This is a genomic window from Hyphomonas sediminis (assembly GCF_019679475.1).
GTDB classification, from domain to species: Bacteria; Pseudomonadota; Alphaproteobacteria; order Caulobacterales; family Hyphomonadaceae; genus Hyphomonas; species Hyphomonas sediminis.
The window spans coordinates 1,289,614-1,314,200 of sequence record NZ_JAIEZP010000001.1 but is presented as its reverse complement, the minus strand read 5'-3'; the positions used below and the strand labels follow the sequence as shown (position 1 = coordinate 1,314,200).

16 protein-coding genes are annotated in these 24,587 nt (G+C 62.1%); 6 read left to right on the top strand and 10 right to left on the bottom strand.

Annotated elements, in window-relative coordinates; genetic code table 11:
- Positions 1-14 precede the first annotated feature (14 nt).
- Positions 15-1,115 (bottom strand): substrate-binding domain-containing protein, encoded by a 1,101-nt coding sequence (locus K1X12_RS06620; RefSeq protein ID WP_220986827.1) that lies wholly within the window; start codon positions 1,113-1,115, stop codon positions 15-17.
- A 275-nt stretch (positions 1,116-1,390) separates the two neighbouring features.
- Here K1X12_RS06620 and K1X12_RS06615 point away from each other — a divergent pair, with 275 nt between their 5' ends.
- Positions 1,391-2,587, top strand: a complete 1,197-nt coding sequence (locus K1X12_RS06615; protein ID WP_220986826.1) for a type III PLP-dependent enzyme — start codon at positions 1,391-1,393, stop codon at positions 2,585-2,587.
- On the opposite strand, the gene murI is transcribed toward K1X12_RS06615, so the two are convergent.
- Positions 2,530-3,402 carry a glutamate racemase gene (murI, locus tag K1X12_RS06610; protein ID WP_220986825.1) on the bottom strand — a complete coding sequence of 291 codons (873 nt, stop codon included), beginning with the start codon at positions 3,400-3,402 and terminating at the stop codon, positions 2,530-2,532. The two genes, K1X12_RS06615 and murI, sit on opposite strands and share 58 nt — an antisense overlap.
- A 127-nt stretch (positions 3,403-3,529) precedes the next feature.
- Here murI and K1X12_RS06605 point away from each other — a divergent pair, with 127 nt between their 5' ends.
- A complete protein-coding gene (locus K1X12_RS06605; protein WP_220986824.1) occupies positions 3,530-3,838 on the top strand; it encodes a hypothetical protein in 309 nt (102 codons plus the stop codon).
- Between the two features lie 10 nt (positions 3,839-3,848).
- Here the strand turns inward: K1X12_RS06605 and K1X12_RS06600 are convergent, their stop codons facing one another.
- A complete protein-coding gene (locus tag K1X12_RS06600) occupies positions 3,849-4,280 on the bottom strand; it encodes an ester cyclase (protein ID WP_220986823.1) in 432 nt (143 codons plus the stop codon).
- Between the two features lie 138 nt (positions 4,281-4,418).
- Between K1X12_RS06600 and K1X12_RS06595 the strand changes: the two genes are divergently transcribed.
- Both K1X12_RS06595 and K1X12_RS06590 read left to right on the top strand, forming a co-directional pair.
- Positions 4,419-6,803 carry a thiamine pyrophosphate-binding protein gene (locus tag K1X12_RS06595; RefSeq protein ID WP_220986822.1) on the top strand — a complete coding sequence of 795 codons (2,385 nt, stop codon included), beginning with the start codon at positions 4,419-4,421 and terminating at the stop codon, positions 6,801-6,803.
- A 164-nt stretch (positions 6,804-6,967) separates the two neighbouring features.
- Positions 6,968-8,794 (top strand): diguanylate cyclase, encoded by a 1,827-nt coding sequence (locus tag K1X12_RS06590; RefSeq protein ID WP_220986821.1) that lies wholly within the window; start codon positions 6,968-6,970, stop codon positions 8,792-8,794.
- A 9-nt stretch (positions 8,795-8,803) separates the two neighbouring features.
- On the opposite strand, the gene aguB is transcribed toward K1X12_RS06590, so the two are convergent.
- From aguB to K1X12_RS06575, 3 genes are all read right to left on the bottom strand, one after another.
- A complete protein-coding gene (gene aguB, locus K1X12_RS06585; protein WP_220986820.1) occupies positions 8,804-9,646 on the bottom strand; it encodes an N-carbamoylputrescine amidase in 843 nt (280 codons plus the stop codon).
- A 16-nt stretch (positions 9,647-9,662) separates the two neighbouring features.
- Entirely contained in the window at positions 9,663-10,646 is a 984-nt protein-coding gene (locus K1X12_RS06580) for an agmatine deiminase family protein (protein ID WP_220986819.1), read from the bottom strand.
- A gap of 161 nt (positions 10,647-10,807) precedes the next feature.
- Positions 10,808-13,135 carry a TonB-dependent receptor gene (locus tag K1X12_RS06575; RefSeq protein WP_220986818.1) on the bottom strand — a complete coding sequence of 776 codons (2,328 nt, stop codon included), beginning with the start codon at positions 13,133-13,135 and terminating at the stop codon, positions 10,808-10,810.
- 289 nt (positions 13,136-13,424) lie between these two features.
- Between K1X12_RS06575 and K1X12_RS06570 the strand changes: the two genes are divergently transcribed.
- On the top strand, positions 13,425-15,002 hold the full coding sequence (locus tag K1X12_RS06570; protein ID WP_220986817.1) for an ArnT family glycosyltransferase: 1,578 nt from the start codon (positions 13,425-13,427) through the stop codon (positions 15,000-15,002).
- Between the two features lie 18 nt (positions 15,003-15,020).
- Here the strand turns inward: K1X12_RS06570 and msrA are convergent, their stop codons facing one another.
- The 4 genes from msrA to K1X12_RS06550 all read right to left on the bottom strand — a co-directional run bounded on the left by msrA (position 15,021) and on the right by K1X12_RS06550 (position 23,858).
- On the bottom strand, positions 15,021-15,668 hold the full coding sequence (msrA, locus tag K1X12_RS06565) for a peptide-methionine (S)-S-oxide reductase MsrA (protein ID WP_220986816.1): 648 nt from the start codon (positions 15,666-15,668) through the stop codon (positions 15,021-15,023).
- Positions 15,669-15,822: 154 nt separating this feature from the next.
- Positions 15,823-17,889 carry a penicillin-binding protein 1C gene (pbpC, locus tag K1X12_RS06560; protein WP_225907900.1) on the bottom strand — a complete coding sequence of 689 codons (2,067 nt, stop codon included), beginning with the start codon at positions 17,887-17,889 and terminating at the stop codon, positions 15,823-15,825.
- Positions 17,890-17,907: 18 nt separating this feature from the next.
- Positions 17,908-22,905, bottom strand: a complete 4,998-nt coding sequence (locus tag K1X12_RS06555) for an alpha-2-macroglobulin family protein (RefSeq protein WP_220986815.1) — start codon at positions 22,903-22,905, stop codon at positions 17,908-17,910.
- An 89-nt stretch (positions 22,906-22,994) separates the two neighbouring features.
- Entirely contained in the window at positions 22,995-23,858 is an 864-nt protein-coding gene (locus tag K1X12_RS06550; RefSeq protein WP_220986814.1) for an SDR family oxidoreductase, read from the bottom strand.
- A gap of 66 nt (positions 23,859-23,924) precedes the next feature.
- Between K1X12_RS06550 and K1X12_RS06545 the strand changes: the two genes are divergently transcribed.
- Entirely contained in the window at positions 23,925-24,581 is a 657-nt protein-coding gene (locus K1X12_RS06545) for a tetratricopeptide repeat protein (RefSeq protein ID WP_220986813.1), read from the top strand.
- The last annotated feature ends 6 nt before the right edge of the window (positions 24,582-24,587 follow it).

The window sequence follows — 24,587 nt, the reverse complement described above, 5'->3', positions numbered from 1 at the left end:
GGCCTTTCAGCCGATCAGTAAGTGTGAACCTTGGTTTCGAGCTGGCGGGCGATTTCCTGCTGCTTTACGAGGTCGTCCGCATGCAGCGGGATCAGCCCTTTCTCAAGCAGGTATCCATCTTCGCCCGCAGCACCTTCATCGACGGACGCGGTGACGAAATCAGCGAGGCCATCAACCAATGGCAGGTTCTGGTCCTTCACATAGAAGAACATGATCCGGGCAAGACCATAATGGCCATCGACGATATTGTCGAAGGTCGCGTCGACGCCGCCAAGCCGGGCGCCTTTCACGCGGTCTCCATTCTGCTCAAGGAAGGAGAAGCCGAGAATGCCGATCGCCTCAGGTGACTTCACGAGGGACTGGACGATCGCGGAATCGTTTTCGCCAAAGTCGATCCACACGCCATCGGTGCGCACCGTGTGGGCGCGTTCCTTGAAGGCGGTTTCATCGCTGGCTTTGAGGGCCTTGAGCTGGGGAATGGCTTCGGCGCCCTTCTCCATGCCAAGCTCGACAAAGGCGTCGCGCGTGCCGGAGGTGGGCGGGGGGCCGAGCACCATGATCGGCTCATCGGGAAGCGTGGGGGAGACCTCTTTCCAGTTCTTGTACGGATTGGGCATGAAGCCGCCCTTCCCGTCCGGGATCTCCTTGGCGAGGGAGAGGTAAAGCTGTTCCTTGGTGATGTCGAAATCCGGGCCGAGCTTTGAGTTGGCGATCACGATGCCGTCATAGCCAAGCTCGACTTCTGTGATCGCCGTCACGCCCGCCTTGGCACACAGCTCGCGCTCTGATTCTTTCATGGGGCGCGAGGCATTGGCAATCGACGGGCTGATCGGGCCAACGCCCTCGCAGAAAGCCTTGAAGCCGCCGCCTGTGCCCGTGGTTTCCACAATAGGGGTCGGGAAGCCGCTGACGGCGCCGAAGCGCTCTGCCACCGTGCGGGAGAATGGAGCGACCGTGGAGGAGCCGACAATCTTGATCTTCTGGTTCCGCGCGATGGCCGGAACAGGCTTCACCCCCGGCGCGCCCGTATCAAGCTGGGACAGGTCGCTCTGGCCGCAGGCAGCCGCAAGCAGCAACAGCGCAGCGCCAGACAAACGGGAGACGAACTGGAACATTCAGGAGACCTCCGGGGCATGGCCAAACCGCTTCGCGAGGACGAAGAGCGGTGGATCGCCATTTTACCTTGATTGCAAGCCCTATCTGGCGCGGGTCCGTTACCCTTTTGTGACACGCTTATGTAACAGGCAAAATTTCTTCTTGCATGCCCGGGCATTGTACACTATTTCGACCCGTGAAATTCGATGTGGCGGACATCTGGGCTAACCCGATAAGGGGGGCCCCCTGTACTAACGCCCAAAGCTGGTTCAAAGCCCTTTGGAGGTTAGGTGTCATGCACACTTACGCTACTCCCTATCATATTGCTCGTGAGCAAAAGCCCGAGCTGCCGACGTATTGCTTCCGCCCGGAGCGCGTGACAGCGGCTGCGCAATGGTTCGTGGAGAAATTCCCGGCCCAGCCCTTCTATGCCGTGAAGGTGAACCCTGCCCCGCACGTCCTCGACGCGCTGTGGGAAGGTGGCATCCGCAGCTTTGACGCCGCTTCCGAGAAGGAAATCGAGCTGATCCGCGGCCGCTTCCCGGAAGCCCGCATCGCTTTCCTGCACCCGGTAAAACCGCGCAAGGCCATCGAGCGCGCTTACAAGCTGCACGGCGTGCGCATCTTCGTCACCGATTCGATGGCCGAGCTGCAGAAGATCCTCGACGCGACCGACTTTGCGAAAGATCTCACGATCCTCGTTCGCATTGCCGTGTCGAACGAAGGCTCTGCCCTGCCGCTTTCGGGCAAATTCGGCGCTGGCGCGGCGGAAGCCGCTGAGATCCTCAGCGTGGCCCGCCGCTATGCTGACGAACTGGGCGTGTCGTTCCATGTGGGCAGCCAGGCGATGAAGCCTTCGGCCTGGGCACAGGCAATGGCAGACGCCAGCCGCGTCATCATCGATGCCGGCGTGACCGTGGACATCGTGGATGTCGGCGGCGGCTTCCCGGCGATCTATGCCGACAAGAACCCGCCGGCGATGGACGACTATGTTGCCATGGTGATGCGTTCTTTCGAGAACATGTTCGTTCTGGAAAACGCTGATCTCTGGTGCGAGCCGGGCCGCGCGCTGGTGGCCGAAGCGGAAAGCCTGCTGGTGCAGGTGGACCTCTCCAAGGGCGACGCGATCTACATCAATGAGGGCTCCTATGGCGCGCTCTATGACGCCGTGCATGAGAACTGGGTGTTCCCGATGCGCGCGATTTCAGGCGACGGGCGCAAGCTCGGCCGGATGGTAGAATATACCGTCTACGGACCGACCTGCGATTCGGCGGACATGCTGCCGAGCAAGGTTTGGCTTCCGGCCGGCCTGACCGAAGGCGACTACATCGAAATCGGCAATATCGGCGCCTATGGCCGCTCGATGGCGACTCGTTTCAACGGATTCGGCGAATCGGAACTGGCGATCGTCCAGGACAGCCCCTGGCCGTCGCTCTATGGCTCGACCGAAGGCGCAGAAGTCATCTCGATCGGATCGATGGCAACGAACTGAACGTCAGGGAAACCGTAGCGTCGCAGGACGCGGGCAATTCCCTCTTCCTTTTCCGGCGGGCTGGTGAGGCAGGCTGTGCCTCCTTGCCCGCCGGATTCGTTTCTGGCTGGCAGCACACGGATCGTCTGGCGCGCAATGGCCGCGCCGGAATCGATATAGCTGACGGCATGCGGCGCAGTGGCAATAAGCTGGCCACGGACGAGCGGAAAATGTGTGCAGGCTAGCACGACCGTATCGATCGCCTCGCCGCCGGGCGCATCGAACAGCGGCGCCTGCGCAGCGGCGTAAGCTTGAGGCGGAACATCTTCCCCGCGCGCATGGGCCTCAGCAAGCCTGACGAGATCGAGACTGCCATGCAGGATGACGCGCCTGCCGGCGGCAAACTCCTCGATGAGACGAGCCGTGTAGGCGCGCCGAATTGTGCCGGGCGTTGCCAGGAGGCCGATGGTGCCGGTTTCGGTGAGCTTCGCGGCAGGCTTTATGGCGGGCACCGTGCCGACGACAGGAATATCGAGCACGGCCCGCACGTCGCTGAGCGCCAGCGTGCTGGCCGTATTGCAGGCGATGACGAAAACGTCTGGCCGGACTGCCTCCACCAGCGCCCTGGCGACCACCGGCAGGCGCGCGCGCAGGGCCTCATCTGACTTGTCTCCATAGGGGAAAAAGCCGGTATCGGCGGCATAATGCACCGAGAGGCGCGGGCCAAGCGCACGGATTTCGCCCGCAACCGTGAGCCCGCCTACCCCGGAATCGAAGACAAGAACCCGCCCTCTGGCGGGGGAAGGCTCAAACGGAAACGCAGTATCGATAGGCATAGCGCCTAGCTAAGACCATTCGGGAGCGGCGAAAACGGGGCCAAACTGGGCTTTTGACATGAGCTTTGTTGTGCGGCGCACAATAAAGTCGTAAAAGCGACATATATAGCTGATGGATACAAAGCGCATGTTTGACCTCTGGCTGGCCCCCTGGCGGGCATCTCTGGCAATGACGTCCGCCTCGCTGGACACAATGCTGACCTTCCAGAAAAGCATGATGAGCTTCTCGGCCATCACCCTTTCGGACGGCTTTGACGGCACTGACGAGAACTATATGCGCGAAGCGTTCCAGCTGGCCGCCGACGCAAATGTGCGCCGCTGGGCCGACACTGCCAACGTTCTGCAGGCGATGCCCGACTGGTATCACCAGGTGGCCAACGGCCCCGGCGCGGCGCTGACGGACCTGTTCGACACCGCCCGCCGGATGATGCGCTGAAGGCCCCGCGTCAGGCGAGATCCAGCGCCCGCAGGACCGCGCCCTGATCGAAATATGGCCGCTCGCAGATGATGCGGTCCCCGCCCGGCGGAAATTCAAAGCTTGCCGCCATGCGCACGCGGAACTTGCGGCCCGTCGGCTCAATTGTCTGCTTGCCAACCCGGAGCGGGCCTAGATGCGTACCCGTCAGCCAGAACTCGACCAGTACCGTATCGCCGGCATGAGCAATGGCGATGATCTCATTGCCCTGATCGGGGAACGGCGTGCGCGAGGCATCGAAATAGCTGCGCACGGCGGCTTCCCCATCGAACACATTGCCTGAGCCGTACATTTCGTAGCGCGGGTGCTCGAAGGTAGCGATGACGCCGTCCCAGTCATGGGTCACCTCCAGCGCCATATGGTCTTTCACCAGCGCGATGCGCCGCTCTGCCAGATCGCTCATTTTGTTCCCTTCCCTTTTGGCAGGAGGCTAGCCGATCGCGGGGCGCTGGCAAGACGATTGCGCCTCACCAATGGACTTGCGCGGCCACCTGCTTTACGCGGAAAGAATTGCCCTTCTTTCGCAAGATGACCGAAGCCCATGCCTCTTTCCGTCGATCAGCTGAAAACTATTGAGCAACGCCTGCTGTGGCTCGCCGCCTGGACTGTGCACAATGCCAACCACCTTCGGGAGAAGGAAGACGACGATGTGAAGGTTGGCGGACACCAGGCCAGCTGCGCGTCGCTCGTTTCGATCATGACGGCGCTGTATTTTCAGGTGCTGCGCCCGGAGGACCGGGTCGCCGTGAAGCCGCACGCCGCGCCGGTGTTCCATGCCATGCACTATCTGATGGGCACCCAGACGCTGGAAAAGCTGGAAAACTTCCGCGGATATGGCGGGGCCCAGTCCTACCCCTCACGCACCAAGGATATTGATGATGTGGATTTCTCCACGGGCTCTGTCGGCCTGGGCGTGGCGGAGACGGCGTTTGCGTCGATCATCCAGGACTATCTGATCGCCCGACCATGGACGGATTTCGGCTCCGGCAAACGCCCGGCTGGGCGTATGGTGGCGCTGGTGGGCGACGCGGAACTGGATGAAGGCAACGTTTATGAATGCCTTCAGGAAGGCTGGAAGCACGGCCTGCGCAACACCTGGTGGATCATCGATTACAATCGCCAGAGCCTTGACGGCGTTGTGCATGAAGGCCTTTGGGCAAAGATTGAGGCGATCTTCAAAGCATTTGGCTGGCGCGTGGAAGTGCTGCGCTTTGGCGCTTTGCAGCGGGCAGCTTTTGCCGAGCCCGGCGGCCAGCGCCTGCGCCAATGGATCGAGGATTGCCCGAACTCGCTTTATTCCGCGCTAACCTTCATGGGCGGCGCCGCCTGGCGCAAACGCCTGCTGGACGATATTGGCGACCAGGGCGAAGTGACGGCGCTGATTGAGACGCGCACTGACGCAGAACTCAGCCAACTGATGAATAATCTGGGCGGCCAGTGCCTTGAGACGCTGCTGGAAGCATTCGGCCGCGCCGATGACGAACGCCCGACCGTGTTCCTCGCCTATACGATCAAGGGCTGGGGCACGCCGCTGGCCGGGCACAAGGACAACCATGCCGGCCTGATGACGAAGGCGCAGATGGCGGACTTCCAGAAAACCATGGGCGTAGCCGCCGGTGAAGAATGGGCGCCCTTTGCGACAGTCGCCGATGCGGGCGGGCTCAAATCTGCGCTGGAAGACGTGCCCTTCTTTGCCAAGGGGCCACGCCGCTTCAGCGCGCCGCGCGTCGCCTCCCCCGGCACAGTGTTCCTGGATGACGAGATGCTCTCCACGCAGGCCGGCTTCGGGAAGATCCTCGACGCGCTGGCCAGGGGCGATAGCGAACTTTCGCAGCGCGTGGTGACGACCTCGCCGGATGTGACCGTTTCCACGAATCTCGGCGCCTGGGTGAACCGGCGCGGCCTGTTTGCGCGCGAAGCCAAGGGCGATACCTTCCGTGAGGAGAGGATCCCTTCTGCGCAAAAATGGAGCTTCTCTCCGGAGGGCCAGCATATCGAACTCGGCATCGCGGAGATGAACCTGTTCCTGCTGCTCGGCGCGGCGGGGCTTTCCCACTCCTTATTCGGAGAGCGGCTGATTCCCGTTGGCACAGTATATGACCCGTTCATTGCGCGCGGCCTCGATGCGCTGAATTATGCCTGTTACCAGGACGCGCGCTTCATCATCGCCGGCACGCCCTCCGGCGTCACGCTGGCGCCTGAGGGCGGCGCGCACCAATCGATTGGCGCGCAGCTGATCGGCATGAGCCAAGACGGTCTCGTTTCATTCGAGCCGGCCTTTCTGGACGAGCTCTCCATCATCATGGACTGGTCTTTCGACTATCTGCAGCGCGATGGCGAAGGCGACCCGGATGAGCGGACCTGGCTGCGCGATGAAACCGGCGGCTCTGTTTACCTGCGGCTTTCGACCCGGCCCGTGGAACAGGTGCGCGCCTGGTCCCGCACGGACCCGACATTCCGCGATGGGGTGATCGACGGCGGCTACTGGCTGAAGCCACCGGGGCCGAATGCGGAAGTCATCATTGCCTATCAGGGCGTGATTGCGCCCGAAGCGATCAAGGCCGCCGCGCGCATTGGCGAAGGCCGGCGCGACATCGGCGTGCTGGCAGTGACCTCCGCAGACCGACTGAATTCGGGCTGGACAGCAGCGCGCCGGGCACGGGCCCGCGGACAGAAGAACGCCAAGAGCCAGATTGAGCGGCTGATGGAAAGCGTGCCGCGCCATGCACAACTTATCACCGTGACCGATGGGCACCCGGCAACGCTCGCCTGGATTGGTGGCGTAAAAGGCCATGCCGTGACGCCGCTGGGCGTAGAGCATTTCGGCCAGACAGGAACGATCCGTGACCTCTACAGACATTTCATGATCGATGCCGACGCCATCGTTTCGGCAGCCAGCAATTTGTCGCCCGGCAGGAGCCTTTGACCGGACAGGCGCGGGCGCCCAAGCGGCCACACCTTTTCAAAGCGCCTCGAAAGATTAAGAATTGCGGCGCAAATACGCCTTAAACGAGCGGTTTCAAACGACCGGCACAACCGGATTTTTACCAGATTGCCATAAACCAAAAAGCTGCAGGGAACGCAGCTTTTATGATGTTCACGGATATATTTCCGAAGGTCTGGATACGCCGATTTCTCGCGGCATTCATGATTGCCAGCGCGCCCCTTGGCGCTATGGCGGACGCGAACTTTGCGCCCGACAACCGCGCGCGCATTGGCCGCGTAGACATTGCCCAGATGCCGAATGACACGTCATTCACACCGCCACTGGAGATTGCCGAACAAATCAACCCCGACAGCGCCCCGGAAGACGTTATCGCCTCAGCAGATACTCTGGGCTTTGCTCCGGTTACCAAATCTGTACCCCAATATTCGTCCAAACAGGGCGACATCTGGTTCCGCTTCGCGCTTACCAATTCCGGCGCAGATGTCCGCTCAGCCAAGCTGGCAATGCGCTTTGCCTATCTCGAACGGGCAGACCTGTTCGAAGTTCGCCCGGACGGACAAATCCGCCAGAGCACCGCCGGATCAGCCATTCCGGTTGCGGGGGACGCCGTTGCCGCCGCCTACCCCGCTTTCCAGATACATGTTCCACCGGGCGAGTCCCGCGAGTATTTCGGCCGTATCCGGAGCGGAACCATGCTGCTCCTGCCGATCAGGGTCCACTCCGAAGCAAACTTCACGCGTCAGACGACCTTTGAAACTTTGGTCTGGAGCCTGATCACGGGCGCGGCCCTAGCCTTTGCCATCTATGCTGCTTCGATGTCGTTTACCGCCGCGAATGGCGCATTCCGCATCTACGTCTGCTTCGCCATTTCCGCTGCGCTCTACATCCTGTTCTCTTCAGGCCTGCTCACTGGCCTGATCGGGATGCACATGAACTTCAACTTCACACGCATCGTGTTCTTCGCCCAGGCGATGGTCATCGCTTTCGGAGCGATGTTCATCATGGCGTTCCTGGACATGGAAAAGCAGGCGCCGCGCCTCTTCCGCGTGTTCTATGTAATCGCAATGGCCGGCGTGCTGACCGGTGTCGGCTTCCTGCTGCCCGCACAGATCACAAAGATCACCTTCTTTATCGCCACGGGTATTGGCCCACTGGTCGCGGTTGCCGGCCTGGCAATCATGGCATCCACGGGCATTGCCGGGGCGCGCAGCGTGCTGATTGCGTGGCTGCCTTCCTTGCTGGCGACGGTCTGGATCTATCTGCGCCTGTTTGACCTGACGCCCTATTTGCCGATCAACCACTTCCTGCTGCCCCTGGCATTCGCGTTCACGCTGGCCTATCTGAGCGCCGTACTCGGAGGAAAAGTTCGCCAGACCGAGTTCTGGGCCAACACGGACCCGATGACCGGCCTGGGCAACCGCCGCCTTCTGGACCATCTGTGCGATCTTGAGAGCCGCCAGCCGGGCGAGCGCTATGGCGCGGCCGTTGCGATCGACCTAGACAAGTTCAAGCCAGTGAACGACACATTCGGACATGCAGCAGGCGACGCGATGCTGGTATCGGTTGCGGAAAAGCTGCGCACGCATTTTGGCGGCCGCGGCGACATTTTCCGCGTAGGCGGCGATGAGTTCCTGGTGCTCGGATATCACTGGCAAAGCCGGATGGACATCATCAGCCACGCCAACGCTTTCCTGCAGGCAATGCAGGCGCCGCTGCGCCACGAGAACGCCTATCTTACCGTCGGCGCAAGTATTGGCATCGCCTTCTATGATCATCGCTCCGGTTTTGCCGGAATGCTGCGCCAATCGGATGCGGAACTTTACCGTGTGAAGTCTTCCGGCAGCGGAGGAATTCGGATTTCCGATCAACGCAAACACGACAGGCGGAGCACTGAACCGGTTCTGTTTGCAGACAATGACCAGGCCGACGAGCACATTGCCAGGATGTTTGGCAATGCGCGCGCCCGCTAATCTGTCAGCTCAGACCAGAATCTCGTAAAGGTCCGTCCGGCGATCCCGGAAGAAGCCCCACGCCGCCCGGGCGCGATCGATATGATCAAGATCGAAAGTGGCAACCAGAACGCCTTCTTCGTTGCGCCCCAGATCCGTGACGATCTCGCCGGTTTCGTCCGCAATGAAGCTCGTCCCGTAGAACAGTTGCCCCTGCTCATCGCCAACACGGTTTGCGGCGACGACCGGAATGACATTGGCGACGGCATGGCCCTGCATGCCACGGCGCCAACGCGCAGCGGTATCAAGTGACGCATCCTGCGGCTCAGCGCCGATGGCCGTCGGATAGAGCAGCGCGTCTGCCCCCATCAACGCCATGGCGCGGGCCGCCTCGGGGAACCACTGATCCCAACAGATGCCAACGCCAATGCGGCCCTTCAGCGTGTTCCAGACACGAAAGCCCGTATCGCCAGGGCGGAAATAGTATTTCTCCTGATAGCCGGGGCCATCAGGAATATGGCTTTTGCGGTAGACGCCGAGCGGAACACCATCCGCATCCAGCATGACCACGGAATTGAAATAGTGCGGGCCTTCCTTCTCGTAGATCGAGACCGGAATGACGACGCCCAGTTCCGCCGCAAGCTCAGAGAGCTGAAGAACCGCCGGATGTTCCTGCCACTCATAGGCGCGGGCGAAATGTTCTTCTTCCTGCGTCTTGCAGAAATAAAAACCGCAGAACAATTCCGGCGGAAGGACAACCTCCGCCCCCTTGGACGCCGCCTCGCGGACAAGGCCGGCAATGCGATCGATGTTTTCCTGCACATCATCCGTAGGCGTAAACTGGATGGCGGCGAGCGTGAGCGTGCGGGTCATGAAACGGGCCTCCTTCTCAGGCGGGGATTTCGCGGGTCATACAATGGAAACTGCCGCCACCAGCCAGAATCGCGCGCGCCGGCAGGCCAACCACTTCGCGGCCGGGGAACAGCGTTCTGAGTTCAGCAAGGGCGACTGCAGAGAAGCGATCTTCGTAAACCGGCACAATGACGGCGCGGTTGGTGATCGTGAAGTTCATATGGCTTGCCGGCACCGGAACGCCATCCCCGAAGTGGACGAGCCCCGGTGACGGAATGCTCGACACCATGAGACCGTGCGCCACCAACGTGCGCTCGATTTCCTGCAATGTTTCGGCATTCGGGTCATTCTGGTCTGCCGGATGCTGGCAGAGCACATGGCCGGGCGCAATGAAGCGCGCGATGTTGTCGACATGGCCATCGGTGTGGTCGTTTGCCAGGCCATCGCCCAGCCAGATGAACTCATCCACACCGAGCGACGCGGTCAGGTTTGCCTCGATCTCTTCCTGCGAGAGATGCGGGTTGCGGTTATTGTTGAGCAGGCACTGCCGTGTCGTCAGCAGGCGGCCTTCGCCGTCCGCGTCGATGCCGCCGCCTTCAAGGATCAGCGTATGATGGCGGGCCGGAAGCGCCTCGATACCGGCCACGGCTGCGCCGGTCTCGGTGTCGCCTTCCATCAGGTATTTGCCGCCCCAGCCATTGAAGCGGAAGACCTGGGCCTCGCGGGAAGCGCCCGATCCGGTGACGATGGGGCCAGTATCGCGCAGCCATATATCGCCCACCGGCAGCTCGACGACCTGCCCTGCCCCGCCGGTCGCAAGCTGCGCGGACGCAGCCGCCTCGCGCGAACCACAGGCAATCTTCACCGGCACATAGGAGGAAGCCTTGCGGATGAAAGCGGCGATCTCTCCGCGCGCAGCGGTCAGATCCCCGCCCCACTCTTCGGCCAGGCGCGGCCAGCCCACCCAGAGCGAAGACTGCGGAGCCCATTCGGGCGGGAGAAGCGGCAAATCAACTGACATTACTTCCAAATCCCCGATTTGAACGGCCGCGCCGAATAGAACAGCGCCCCTACATAATATCGCGCGCGCGAGAATTTTAGCCCCGCGGCAACTCAGAATGAAATAGGGCCCTGCCGTGAAGCAGGGCCCTATAGCGCAACTAAGGCTGAAACAAGTTTATATTAGAACTTGGTTTCGAGCGACATCGTCACCGTGCGCGGGGCACCGTAGTAGTAGGAGTTGGAGCCGCTGATCACGTTCAGGTAGTTCTCGTCGAAGAGGTTCTGAACGTTGAGGCGAACTTTAGCCGTTTTCGCGGATTCCCAGATGTTGCCGAGGTCGTAGGCAGCATCGAAGTTGAACACCGTGTAGGACGGAGCGGCAGAGGTGTTGTTGTCGTCCGACCAGCGGTCGCCGACATAACGGCCCTGCAGACCGAACTCGTACGCGCCAATCTCATAGTCGAGGCGGGCGGCAAGCGTCATGTCAGGCGTCTTGACCAGTTCTTTGCCGGTGCTCTTCACTTCGCTGTCCGTGAAGGCAGCCGACGAGAAGAAGGAGAGGCCTTCCATCAGCTCAACGCCGAAGGTGGCTTCGAAGCCCTGCAGGTCAACGTCGCCGACGTTGCGGGACAGGAACACCGACGGATCGTTCGGATCCGCAGCGCGTTCGATGCGGTTCGAGAACTGGTTGTACCAGACGGTTGCCGACGCGGTAACGCGGTCACCGCGATAGCGGTAGCCGAGGTCGTAGGCTTTGGAGTTTTCCGGCTGAGCCTGATCCAGCTGAGACACGAGGATACCGGAGTACAGGTCGTCCGTACGCGGCGCAGAGAGAGTTTCTGCGAAGCTTGCGAAGAACTGGTGGGCATCGTTCGGACGGTAGGTCAGGCCGATGTTCGGCAGCACGTCGTCATAGTTGACGTCGGCTTTGAACGGCGGTGCGTATTCCTGCGTCGCGCTGCTCGGGAACCGGACGAAGCCGGTCGGCTGGCCGGTGCCATCGAGAACCGGGATCGGCGTTTCCTGGGTGCAATACTGCGTCGAGGAGCCGTTACCCTTACGGGCGTAGCAACGCTGGTCGAGCTCACGCTCAAAGTAAGGAAGACGCAGACCGAGGGTCAGGCCAAGTTTGTCGTCCATAAAGTCGCCGCGGTATTCCAGCGAAAGCTGGTTCAGGCGAGCGACCGAGAGGCGGTCACGCTTCTGGAGTTTGGAGCCATCTGCGAAATAGAAAGCCGGACCGTAGTCATCCACGCCACCAAAGACGTTGAGCGGCGAACCGTCCGTGTCGAGCGGGGAGAAGTCGCCGGTCTGACGGTGACGGCCCTGGTCGAACGTGTATGCAACGCGGAAGCGGTGATCGTCGTTCATATTGTAGATGAGCGAGCTGACCAGCGCGTAGCGGATCGTGTTCGTGTTGGAAGGCGAATAGACGCGAATGTCCTGATCGCCCAGAATACCGTTGCCGTTGAGGTCAACAAGCTCACCGCCAAACCATGCCTGGTCTTCGTCAAGCACAGTGGAACCGCCACCGTTTGCGCGAACGTACTGGACCGACGGGTCAACCGTGAGAACCAGTTTCGGGCTCAGCGTGAACTTGCCCTGCATACGGATGTTGCCGGTGTCGGACGGGTTGATCGCGTAGTTCAGTGAGTACTGGTCGATGGTGTCTTTGAAACCGTCATCGAATTCGTCTCTCGAAACCGTATAGAAGTAGGTGAAGTTGTTACGGTTCTTGTTGTAGTGACCCATAAGGCGGACATAGTCGCCATTCTGGCCAATCGGCTGGAAGATCTGAGCGTTGAATTGCTCTTTGTCGATCTTCGATTTGCCTTCGATGAAGTAGTTGTAGCTGGTGTTCGAATAGGTTGCGTAGGCGGTCGTGCCGTACGGTCCGATTTCGCCGCTGTCGAGGCGAACGAAGTAGCGGCGGTAGTCATCGTCTGCGCCGATCGAGAACACCGAAGAGACGCTCATTTCGTCTTCCGGCGATTTCGTCACGTAGTTGACCGTACCGCCAGTTGCCGAAGCGGTCGGGCTGTCAACGTCCGTCGCGCCGAAGTTCACGGTCGCGCGGGTGATCAGCTCGGGGTCGAGCATTTGGTTCGTGTAGAGAGCGTAGTTGCCGGTGTCGTTCAGCGGGATACCGTCGAACGTCGCCGAAATACGGCTGCCGTCGAAACCGCGGATGTTCAGGTCGCCGCCCGAAGAACCGTAGGCGTCGTTGTTGGAGAAGGTGACGCCTGGCAGGAGGTTCAGAGATTCAAAGACCGTCTGACCGGGTTGTTGCGTTTCCAGATAGGCAGCGGTGATCGACGCGCGAGCTTTTGCTGCTTCTTCAAGCGCAACATTGCTAGCTTCCGTTGCAGATCCCTGGACGACCACTGCTTCCAGTGTCATCGGGTCTTCGAAGACCTGCGTACCTGTCGATTGGGCAAGAGCCGGAGCTGCGTAGCTCAGGCATGCAGCCGTAAGGCCTGTGCCAAACAAAAAAGAACGGAATTTCATTACTTAGTTTCCTCTGAATGAGATCAAACGCGGACGCCTACTTGCCGCAGTCAGAGCTGAATTCTTAATTGCCCCGACATCACCCCGGCCTTTAGCGGCGATACATGACAGATTAGAGACATACAAACGAAGGAGTGTGCCGCAGCGGCAGAGAGCTCAATGTTTTTGTCACGCGATGCAAAAATGACACGCTGTTAATCAATATGATCGCGCGTTGAGCAGCATCGTCCTCTGTATCTGCTCGCCCAGAGCGGCCATAAGACGCGCAAAAAGTTCTTTCGGAGCCGAAATGCACGATTCGTCGCAGCCCACCCGTACACAGACCTTCGAGCGCCTGACGCTGGCAGTCCTGCTTCTGCTACTGATTCTGAGAATCGGCGCCATTCTGGCCACGCCGCTCGAGCTTTATGCGGATGAAGCCCAATACTGGCGGTGGTCGACTTCGCTGGCATGGGGATATTATTCCAAGCCACCGATGATCGCCTGGGTCATTCACCTGACGACTAGCCTGTTTGGAACACACGAATGGGCCGTGCGCATTGCCGCGCCGTTGCTGCACACTATCGCTGCGGGCCTTATCTTCCTGACCGGGCGGGCCATGCTGGACGCGCGCGCAGGCTTCTTCGCCGCCCTGCTCTACGCGCTGATGCCGTCTGTCGTTCTGTCGTCAAGTGTGTTGTCGACCGACGGCGTGCTGATGCCATTCTGGTGCGGCGCGCTCTTTCTCTACTGGCGCTTGCGCAGTGGCGAGGGAAGCTGGGTCTCTGCCGCCTTGCTTGGGGCCATGATCGGCTTCGGCATGCTGTCGAAATATGCGATGCTGTATTTCGTGATCGGCATGGGCCTGACGGCCCTGATCGACGCCCCTTCCCGGCGGGCGCTTCTTTCCTTGCGAAGCGCTGTCACGGTGCTGGTCGCGGGCTTGATCGTCGCCCCGCATTTCGCCTGGAACGCCGCAAACGGCTTCGAAACAGTCAGCCATACGGTCGACAACGCCAATCTCGGCGGCAAGTTGTTCAATCCGGAAAATGCGCTGAGCTGGTTTGGCGATCAGCTCGGCATGTTCGGCCCGGTCAGCTTTTTCGCGCTGGTTGTGGGGCTGTTTCTGTTCCGCAACCGAAGCGGCGAAGAAGCGAGCCGCGAACGCTGGCTGCTCTGCTTCATACTGCCCGTACTCATCTTTATCCTGTTCCAGGCTATTCTTTCCCGCGCGCACGCCAACTGGACGGCGACAGCCTATCCCGGCGCCGCCCTTCTGGTGGCGCTCTGGTTCAGCCGTGGCAGAAGCATCACGCTCTGGTCGAGCGTCGCGCTGAACGTCGTGCTGGCCGGCGTTTTCATGGCTGTTGCCCTGCTGCCCCAGGCAACCACCTCAAGCCTCGGCCTCGACAATGCCATGAAGCGTACACGCGGATGGGAAGCGTCAGCCGAACAGATATTCGCCGAGGCCGAACGGCTTGGCGCGACAGCCGTGCTCGTCGACGAACGGGAGGTCTGGCATGATCTGGACTTCTATGCTCAGGACCGCACCATTCCGTTGATCTCCTGGCGCCGGTATGGCGGCCCCAAGAGCTTCTCTGAAAAAGTGCCGCTTGAAGGCGCGATGACGGAGCGCGTGCTGGTCGCGTCGCTCAACCCGGACATGCGCCCGCGCCTGCGCAGCGACTTCACGACATTTGAGCCCGTGGGCCAGGTGCGCATTGATCTGGGTGTGCGCAGCAATGGCTGCCCGATCACACGGGTGTTCCAGCTCTATATCGGCGAGGGATACGACCGGCAGGAACGGGACCAGGATTGGGAGACGCGCTATATCGGCGAAGCAGAATTCAGGGACCCGCCCTGCTCTGCGGCCACGCAAAAACGCTGATGTGGAATATCCGGCGCCTCAGAGCGCCGGAACAGCCTTGCCCCACAGAAGCTGGACGCGCTCATCCCGGCCGCAATCCGCGCGCTGGCTGGCAAACCGGGAGGCATTCTTGACGTGATAGTCCTGAAACTGCTCATCAGCCGGCCAGAACGTCGTCAGCGGGCGGATTTCAGTGGTAACTTCCTTGCCCAGCAGGCGATGTGCACCGGAAAGGGTGGCGACGGCAGCATCGCGCTCGCTCTGGCCGGAAACGAAAATCGCGCTCCGGTAAGCATCGCCGCGATCGCAGAACTGGCCAGCATCGTCGGTCGGATCAATCATGCGCACGAAATAGCGGGCCAGCTCATCATATGAAACGCGCGCCGGATCGTAGGTGACCTTCACCGCTTCATAATGGCCGGTTTCGCCGGACACGACACTCTTGTGGCTTGGATCGTCTTCCGTACCGCCGATATAGCCGGGAATGGTCTCAACAATACCCTGAAGTTTATCGAAATCAGCTTCGACGGAACGGAAATCCCCACCGGCGAAAATGGCAGTTGCCACGCGCATCGGCGCGTCGGCGGAGCTGCGCTCCTTGGTTCCTGCGTCAGAGATAAAGGCGACGCCCGCGGCCAGCAGGCCGGCGCCCAGGGCAATCAGAACGGCAGGACGATTGGTTAGCACGGTTGTTCTTGTTAACTCTTACTATGCCGGAATCCGGGAAGGATACCTATACGCGGCAAACCCGAATTAGTGACTACAATCGAGACAAAAAAGACTTCAATTGCGTTAGAATTCATTTTGTCGCGGTTATGTGACCCCGCTGCACATAAAACAGTCAGGCAGGATCATCCGTCAGCACGCGCACACGCACCCGGCTCGCCCGGCCTGCAGCATCCACGGCGGTTACAAGGTAAAAGCCCGGTTTGCCTGGCCGCCAGACCGGCGCGCCCGCATCATCAAGACCGGCAGGCTCGCCATCAATAAACCAGCTGAGCGTTCCGTTTCCGCGCCCGGCCAGCACGAAGGGGCGCGGGGCGCGGCCATCAACCTTTCCGGCCCAAAGCTCGGCGCCCTGGGGCGGGAACAGGATTTCCGGCGGGCGATCCGACGCAAACTGGCGCAACGCGCCTTTGGAAGGCGTCAGCGGGGCAGCGCTGAGGCGCAGCTCGCTGTCGCCGTCATCGCGCAGGTGGTGGGCGGTACGGTCGGCCATTTCGAACAGGATGGGTAGCGCGATGTCCCTGCCCGTCACGCCGGTGCGCGGGGCGCCGTCCGCACGGCCAACCCACACGACAATCGCATGCTGGCCCGAGACCGCCGCAGCCCAGGCGTCGCGGTAGCCATAGGAAGTGCCCGTCTTGAAGGCGATCTGGGGCGCGTTCTGGGTGAGCTGGCCCGGCATGCGGCCTGCCGGCGCGGGCGAGCCTTGCAGGATGCGGAGGATTTCAGCGGCGCTCGCCTCGCCGATCAATCGGCGGCCGGGATCAACCGAGCTGGCGCGTTCCTCGTCCGCCCGCCAGACGAGCGGCTTGGCAACGCCGCCATCTCCCAGCGCGGCATAGAGCACAGCAAGCTCCCGCGCCGTGAGCCCTGCCCCGCCGAGCGCAATCGCAAGGCCAGCCGACTGCCCCTTGGCGCCGTAAACGCGCGGGCGGGCGCCTGCAATGGCCAGCTGCGCGGAGAAGCGCTCTGGCCCGACCCGGTCCAGCATCAGGACTGCCGGGATGTTCAGAGAGTGCTGAAGCGCATCGGAGACACGCACATCGCCATGGAACATCCGGTCAAAGTTTTCCGGCTGGTAGCCGGAAAAGCGGCGCGGCAGATCCTGGATGCGCGTGTCGGGCGAGGCTGAGCCATCGTCAAAGGCCAGCGCATATATGAAGGGCTTAAGCGTCGAACCCGGCGAGCGCGGCCTGTCGGTCAGGTCGAGCCAGCCGCCGGCACGCTCCCGCGAGGCCGAGCCGACAAGCGCGCGCACCGCCCGCGTGGGAATGTGCACGACGATGACAGACACTTGAACATCTGCGCCTTCCGCCTGTGCGCGCGTCAGCGCAATTCGCTCAAGCTCAGCCTGAAGCGTGGCGTCAAGTGTCGAGCGAACATCTTCGCGCGGGCCACTTGCCAGGGCGGCTTCGGCGCCGTGCCAGGCACGATCGGGAAAATCGAGACGGCGCGCGGGTATCGACGCAGCCGCCACCTCGTCGACATCGCCCTCTGTGAAGACGCCATAGCTAGCGAGCTTCTGGGCAACCCAGTCGCGCGATCGGGCGGCAAATTCCGGGCGGCGGTCCGGGCGGCGCACCTCTGGCGACTGGGGCAACGCGATCAACAGTGCGATCTCGTCTGTCGACAGACGGTCTGCCTCATGCCCGAAATAGCTCCAGCTGGCCGCGCGCACGCCTTCAAGGTTGCCGCCATAAGGCGTGAGCGACAGGTAAAGCTCCAGGATTTCCCGCTTGCTGAGCCGGCGTTCCAGCTGGTTCGCGCGCCAGATCTCGATCAGCTTTGAGCCGACATTGCGCGGGCGCGGCTCCAGCATCCGCGCGGTCTGCATGGTGAGGGTGGAGCCGCCCGAAACGATCTCACCCGCCGTCACGCTGTCGACAGCGGCGCGGACAAGCCCAAGCCAGTCTGTTCCGTTATGCGTCCAGAAGCGCTTGTCTTCGACGCGTACGAGCGCGTCGACGAAGTCGGGGTCGATCTCATCAAGGTCCACGCCAAACCGCCAGCGTCCATCCGCCGTCGGAAAAGCGCGCAGCGGCTTGCCTGCGCGGTCGGTTACCAGGACGGAAACGCCCCCCGCCCTTTCAAGGGGCGGAGGGAAAATGACATCGATCAGCAGGACGGCGGCGACCAGCGCGGCCAGCCCCGCAAGAAGGCGCTTCGGCACATGCTGAGCCAAACCGCGCCCTCCCTCAGATCAACGGCCGCCAGCGGCGCCTTGCGAGGCGAGCACCGTGACCCGGCCCGGCGCAGACCGCGCGAAGACTTCAGGACGATACATATCCTCGGCGACGACGCCCGGAATGGCGAAGCTACCCGGCGTCACGGCCCGCACGACATAGGCCAGCGTGACAGGCTCCTCGATCACATCGATCGCCGCCACGAACCGGTCATCCTGCGACTGGGAGCTTTGTGGACGGGCAATCTCGCCCAGGAAACCGAAGGCACCGGAGCGAACCTTGTCCTCGCCGGACCGCCAGTCATACTCGACGAGGCGGCCATCGGCCGGGCGCAGGATCGTCTCGATCTCGAAGCCCGCCGGCAGGAGGTCTGCCACGATCACCGGGTTCACCCGGCGCTCCTGCGGCGTGATGGTCAGTGCCACCACAATCCGCTCGCCCTGATCAATCTGATCAAGCTTCACCTGGGAGCCACTCAGCGCATAGAAGCGCTTGTCGACTTCCAGCTTCGAGGCGACAGCCGGCGGCGGCGCGGACGGCGCCCCCGTGACCAGCACCGTGCGGAAGAGCGGCTTGTCGCCGCCAAGACGGAAGCTGACGCCGGATTTCGCCTGCGCCTCGCTGAGCTGGTATTGGCGGTCATTATCGTTGCCATTGCCGAGCCCTTCGACCTTCACCTGAACATTGCTTTCGCCCTGCATCAGGCTGTTCACGGCCAGGAGAAGATAGGCCTTCTCCTGCGTTGTCAGGGTCTGCGCATCGGGCACGTCCTTGCCGAGCCGCTCGCCGAGGCGCGAGACAACTTCCGGCAACTGAGCTTCTGCCGCGAGGCCGACGATCGCCGCCAGATCCCGGAGCGGGGTCTGGTAATAGTCGCCGGTGTTGCGATAGCCGAGCTTTTGCTCTGCGGATTTGAACGCAGAGGCGGCGCGCGCCCGGTCACCCAGATAGGCCAGGCCAGCCCCGATATGGGCGCGGGCCAGCGGGCTCTGGATATTGTTCAGCTCACGGTCATGCAGGTAGCGCAGGCGTGAGATGTCGGCCTCGCCAGCCTTGGCCAGCACATAGAGCGCATAGGCCGAGGAGCGATACATCATCTGCTGAACGCTATCGTTCGAATAGCGGCTCTCATAGACATCGGTATCGTAGCCGAACACCCGCCAGGCATCACCCGTGGCAACCGTGCGCAGGGCGCCATAGGCCCGCGTGAGGGCTTCATCCGGCACCGAATAACCAGCTTCCTTGGCGCGGAAGATAAAGTCCGTCGCATAGGCGCCGAGCCAGGGCGAGGCGTAACCATCCCCTTCCCGCCAGAGACCGAAAGAACCATCGCCCCCCTGACGGTTCAGAACAGTGTTGACCGCAGTCTGCACCTTGTCGCGGGGATTGTCGCGCGCTTCCTTGGCGCCCATGGTCACCAATTGCTCGGAGTACAGCAGCGGGACAGCCCGGCTGGTGATCTGCTCCGTGCAGCCATACGGATAGCGGTCGAGCGCGGCATAAAGCGTCGGCGCATCAATCGGCAGCGGCGAGAAGCCAACAGACACTTCCGTCGATCCGGGGATATACCCGGCCAGAAGCGCCTGACTGACAGAGAAGGTTTCGCCCGGCCGCATCATCTGGCTCATCGAGCGCGTCTCCGGCAGGTAGGGCGAGCGGGACTGGATGTCATAGGACCGGCTGGTCTGGAAATTGTCCGGGCCGCTGACATTCAGGCTGACCGTGGAAATACCTTCACCAGACGCCGAGAGACGGACGGGAATGTCTGCCCGCTGACCTTTCTGCAGCGTGCGCGTCAGGGCCGATTCCGCGACATTGACTGCGCCATTGGCACTGAGCTGAGCCTTGAACTGGCCGCTGGCGAGCTCGACATTGTCCACGCTGGCCGTGATGACGGCCTCGTCGCCCGGCGCAAGGAAGCGCGGCATGACGAGATCGGACGGCGCCTTGTCACGCACGGTCATCTTCTTGTCTGCCGAGCCAACACCCGTTTTCGACCAGGCGACCGCCATGATGCGCAGCTCGCCATTGAACTCCGGAATATCGAGGCGCACGCGCGCCTTGCCGGAACGGCCAACTTCGAGGAGGCCGGAATAGAGAACCACCGACTTGATGGGGACGACCGACAGGCCTTCTCCGCCGAGCTGGTCACCGCCGGAGCGGACTTCCGCCGGCATGCCGAGATTAGGATCCAGCAGGCGTCCATAATCGTCGTAAAGCTCAACGCCGAGCGCTTTGCGGCCGAAATAATGAGCCACAGGATCGGGCGACTTGAACTTGGTAAGCTGCAGGATGCCTTCGTCGACAGCGGCAACCGTCACGAAGACCGGCTCTTTCGGCCCACCCTTGATGTTCACTTCAATCGCCTGCTCACCCATCGGGCGGGCAAGTTCCGGCGAGTCTATGGTAAGGGCGAACGTACGCGCCCCCATGTCGACTGGAACATGCGCTATACCGATCGCACGGCGGGGTTTCGCCCGCAGCACCGGATCGCGGCCAGAATAGACATTGACCATCACATAGGCGCCCTCGCCCCACTCTTCCGTAACCGGAAGGGTGACGCGCGTGCCTGAGGCGCTGACCGTCAGGTTCTGGACGGAGAGAACGCGGTCTGTGGCAACCACGACCTGGGCCTGCCCGTCATAGGGCGCCATGATGGTAAGCTCGGCGTTCTGCCCCACCTTCGGGGTCTTCTCGGCGGCGACCACTTTCACACGGTCGGGCGCTTCGGTGCCGTCCGCGCTCGTCCAGCCACCCCAACCGACATAGAAGCCGGTGGACGCGCCGGCAGAGGCGTTTGCGCCCTGCCCTTCGACGATCAGTTCGTGATTGCCCCAATCGAGGCCCGGCACCTTGATTTCGGCAGTGCCGCCTGCCGGCGTCGAAACGACGCCTTCATTGACCTTGGTGACCGTGCGCGACCGGCGCCAGTTCCAGCTATCGCCTTCACGGTACCAGTCATAGTGATAGTCGACCCGAAGGACTTTCCAGCTGAGACGATGGGCGGATGCAGCGCCATCGGCGTTCACGGCGACGACTTCAAACTTGGCTTCGCCGCCCTCTTCCACCGAAGACTCAAACCCAGGCTTCAGGCCGAGATAGAGCGTCTCCGGGCGATACGGCACGCGAACGCTTTCAGACACCGCGCGTCCGCCTGGCTCCAGCACGCTGACAACCGTATTCAGGCGAAGCGGAATGCCGGAATTAGAGCCAGCCGTGCCCGGCGACAGGCGAACAGTGGCCTTGCCGGCGCCGTCGGTCGTCGTGTCGTCAAATTCGAGGATCTGCTGCTCGAAGTTCTGGTCGTGGCGGCCATAGATGAAGCCTTCAAATGCTTTGAAGGGTTTCGGATCAGGCTCCATCCGGGCTTCGGCCTTGACCGTGAGGCCCGCACCCGGCGCGCCGTAGAGGAAGCGCGATGCAATCTCCACATTGCGGGACGAACCGGCCTTCATCGGCGTCTGCTCATCAGCCGTCACGTCCACAGCGATGCGCTGGGGAACAAAGTCCTCAACGGCAAAGCGCATGTCGCCGGCAGGGGCCGTCAGACCATCGATCTCGATGCTGGCGCGCCATTCGCCGCGCGAGGCGCCGCGGGGCACAGCAAAGCTCTGCGTGACTGCGCCCGATTTCGGATCGGTGAAGCGGACTTTCGAGGCAACGAGGCCGTTGGGGCGGTAGATGATGAGATGGCCATTGCGGCCAGTCACCTGACGCCCGGCGCGGTCGCGCAGCAATGCGGTCAGCTCGACAGTCTCACCGGGGCGGTAAATGCCGCGATCGGAATAGACAAAGGCATCGACCGGGCCCGGCGTGCGGCGGCCACCGACGGTGTATTCGGAAAGATCACCCGGCGGGCGGGAAAGATCGAGGGCCGCCAGTTCGCCGCGTGCATTGATTGCCGTAACGAGGCGGGGCGCCATCGTGCCCTTGCCGTTCATCAGCGGCTTGTCGAAGCTGACGCGGCCAGAGGCATCCGGTTTGGTTTCAGCCAGCACGGTATTGTTGGCCGCGATCAGCTGAACGGTGGCATCGCTGACCGTTTTGCCATCCTTCAGGGAGCGGAGCGTTACATCCAGCCCCTGCTCGCCATAGTAGGCTGTCAAAGCAAGATCCGTCAGCAATATCCAGCGGCCGGAAGCGGCCGGCGGGCCTTCTGCATCGGTAATCTTGGCGGCGTCTTCCACTTTCACGAAGTAGGCGCCGGGCTTCATCTCGCCGACAACATCCTGCAGCGGGAAGACGGTTACGACCGGCGAGTTCTGGACATTGTCGACGTCCATCGTGCCGCTGAAGATATCTTCACCGACATCCTCCGGGGAATCTTCGCCCCACAGCCACCACCATTGGCCCTGGCTGGTCGTTTGGCCCTGGCCAACGGTTTTGAAGACGAGCGCGCGGTCGTTGATACGGGTGACGGTAACGTTCACCTGGTCGACATTGACGGTCTCGACCGGGAGGCCATCGGCATTCTCACGCGGCAGGATAACGCCGGTGCCCTTGAAGCCCACGAAGGGCGGGCGGTCGGCAAAATCGATCGGAACCGTCTCGCCGCGCTTCAGCGTGCGGCCATCGGCAGCGGGCAATCCGGCAAGGATCGTGGCGGTGCGGCTGGTGCCGAAAGAGAGGCCGCCGACGCAAAGCTCGCGGCCTTCAACAGTCAGCGCGGCGCGGAAGGACGGGCGGAACTCGACATAGGGGGAGTAGTCCTTCTGAGGATCGAGAGCAGCGGAGAAAACAAAACAGGCGAGCGGCTGCTCGGTAGAGGTGTCGATGCGGTAGCGGAAATAGGAGAAGTCCTGCGTTTCGGCTTCGCGGGCCTTGCGGCGGGCTTCTTCGCGCTTGCGCGCGGCCACCTGATCAGCCGGGGAGCGTTCGACGAACACCTCGGCGTCTGCATCTTCATCCGGGGTTCGGGTCTGCTGTTGCCCTCCACAGGCAGCAAGCCCCGCCAGGATGAAAGTGAACAGGATCGTTTTCAGGCCGCCGAAACGGCCCCGAACCAAAGATGTCATGATGCATGTCCTCCGAATTCCGCCCGAGATACCCTTACACCCGATAAGGTCGGCGCCAACAGGGCGTGATTGGGGCTAACCTGCGAATTTCAGGGCAATATTCTGCAGGATTCGCCGGCGAGGATAGCTGCTAGTCCTTCCCGGTACGTCGGATAGGCGGGGCGCCAGCCGAGGGCGGCTTTGGCGCGGGCGTTGGAGACACGCTTGCATTCGGCGTAAAAGCTCGCTGCCATGGGCGAAAGCCCCGCCTCGCGGATCGGGATTTCTGGCGGCGGGTCGACGCCAAGGAGGCTGGCGGCGTGGACGGTGACATCCTGCGCGGGCGCCGGAAGATCGTCGCAAAGATGAAAAACACCTGCAGCGTCAGGCCTGTAGAGCAGCGCTTCCAAGCCTGAGGCGATGTCATCGACATGCACGCGGGAGAAGACCTGGTCCTCCTTCACGATGCTGCGGGCAGTGCCGTCGCGCAGCTTGTCGAAGGCAGAGCGGCCGGGACCATAGATGCCTGGCAGGCGGACAAGGCGAAGCTTATCCCCAACCAGCCCTTGCCATTGCGTCTCTGCCAGCACACGCGCAGCGGCGCGCCGGGAGCCGGGATTGACCGGGCTCCACTCGGTCACCCAGCCGCCATTCTGGTCCCCATAGACGCCAGTTGTGGACAGATAAGTGACGGATTGGGACATTTTGGGTCCGTTTGAGGCATTTCGCGCCGCCGGGCAGCCTTCCTGATCGGGCGGCAGGGTGATCAGCCAATGCGCCCCGTCCGGCACCTCAACCGGCCCTTCCCCGGACCAGACCCGCGCGTCAATTCCCTCCGCACGAAGGGCAGCCGCCTTCGCTTCGGAACGAACCGTTCCGGCAACCTGCCAGCCAGCCGCCATCAGCCGCCCGGCCAACTGTGCGGCAGAGTAGCCAAGTCCGAAAACAAACAGCAGAGATGGCTGACTTGTCATTTGCCAAGGGCGCCCCGGAATGTGCCTAACAGCAGAGATAGATACAGGTTTTGGAGTTCCCTGCCCATGTCGCTGATTGCCATGGCCGCCGGTGCGGCGCTTTTCCTGCAGCAAAGCGCAGGCGCCGAGATCGCCGCCGCCGAAGCCTCACGGCTGGAAGCCTGCGTCGCGAAGATCGAACAGGCACCCGAAGAGGCCTATGAAGACGGTCTGGCCTGGACCTTCGAGGGCAACCGCCCCGGCGCGCGCCAATGCACGGCGCTGGCCCTGATTGCGCTGGGCAATGTCGAAGAAGGCGCCATGCGCCTGGAAGCCCTGTCCACCTCAACCGATGGCGGCACGATGGAGCAGCGCGCGGTATACCTCTCGCAAGCGGGCAATGCCTGGCTGCAGATCGGCGCGGCGGAAGCAGCTGCCGTTTCGTTCAGTGAAGCCCTGAAGCTCGCCCCCAGCGAGACAGACCTGCTGCTGGACCGGGCAAGCTCGTACATGCTGATCGACAAATGGGATGAAGCCCTGAGCGACCTCAACATCGCCATCGCCAACACCCCCGGCAACGCGATCGCTCACCAGATGCGCGCCGAAGTGCACCTCAACAAGGAAGCCTTCGACCTCGCGATGAAGGATGTCGAGACCTCAATGGCGGCCGACCCGAAGAATATCGACACGCTGCTGGTACGCGGCCGCGTGCGCGAAGCGATGCGCCTGAAGGCGGGGAATTAGTCCCCG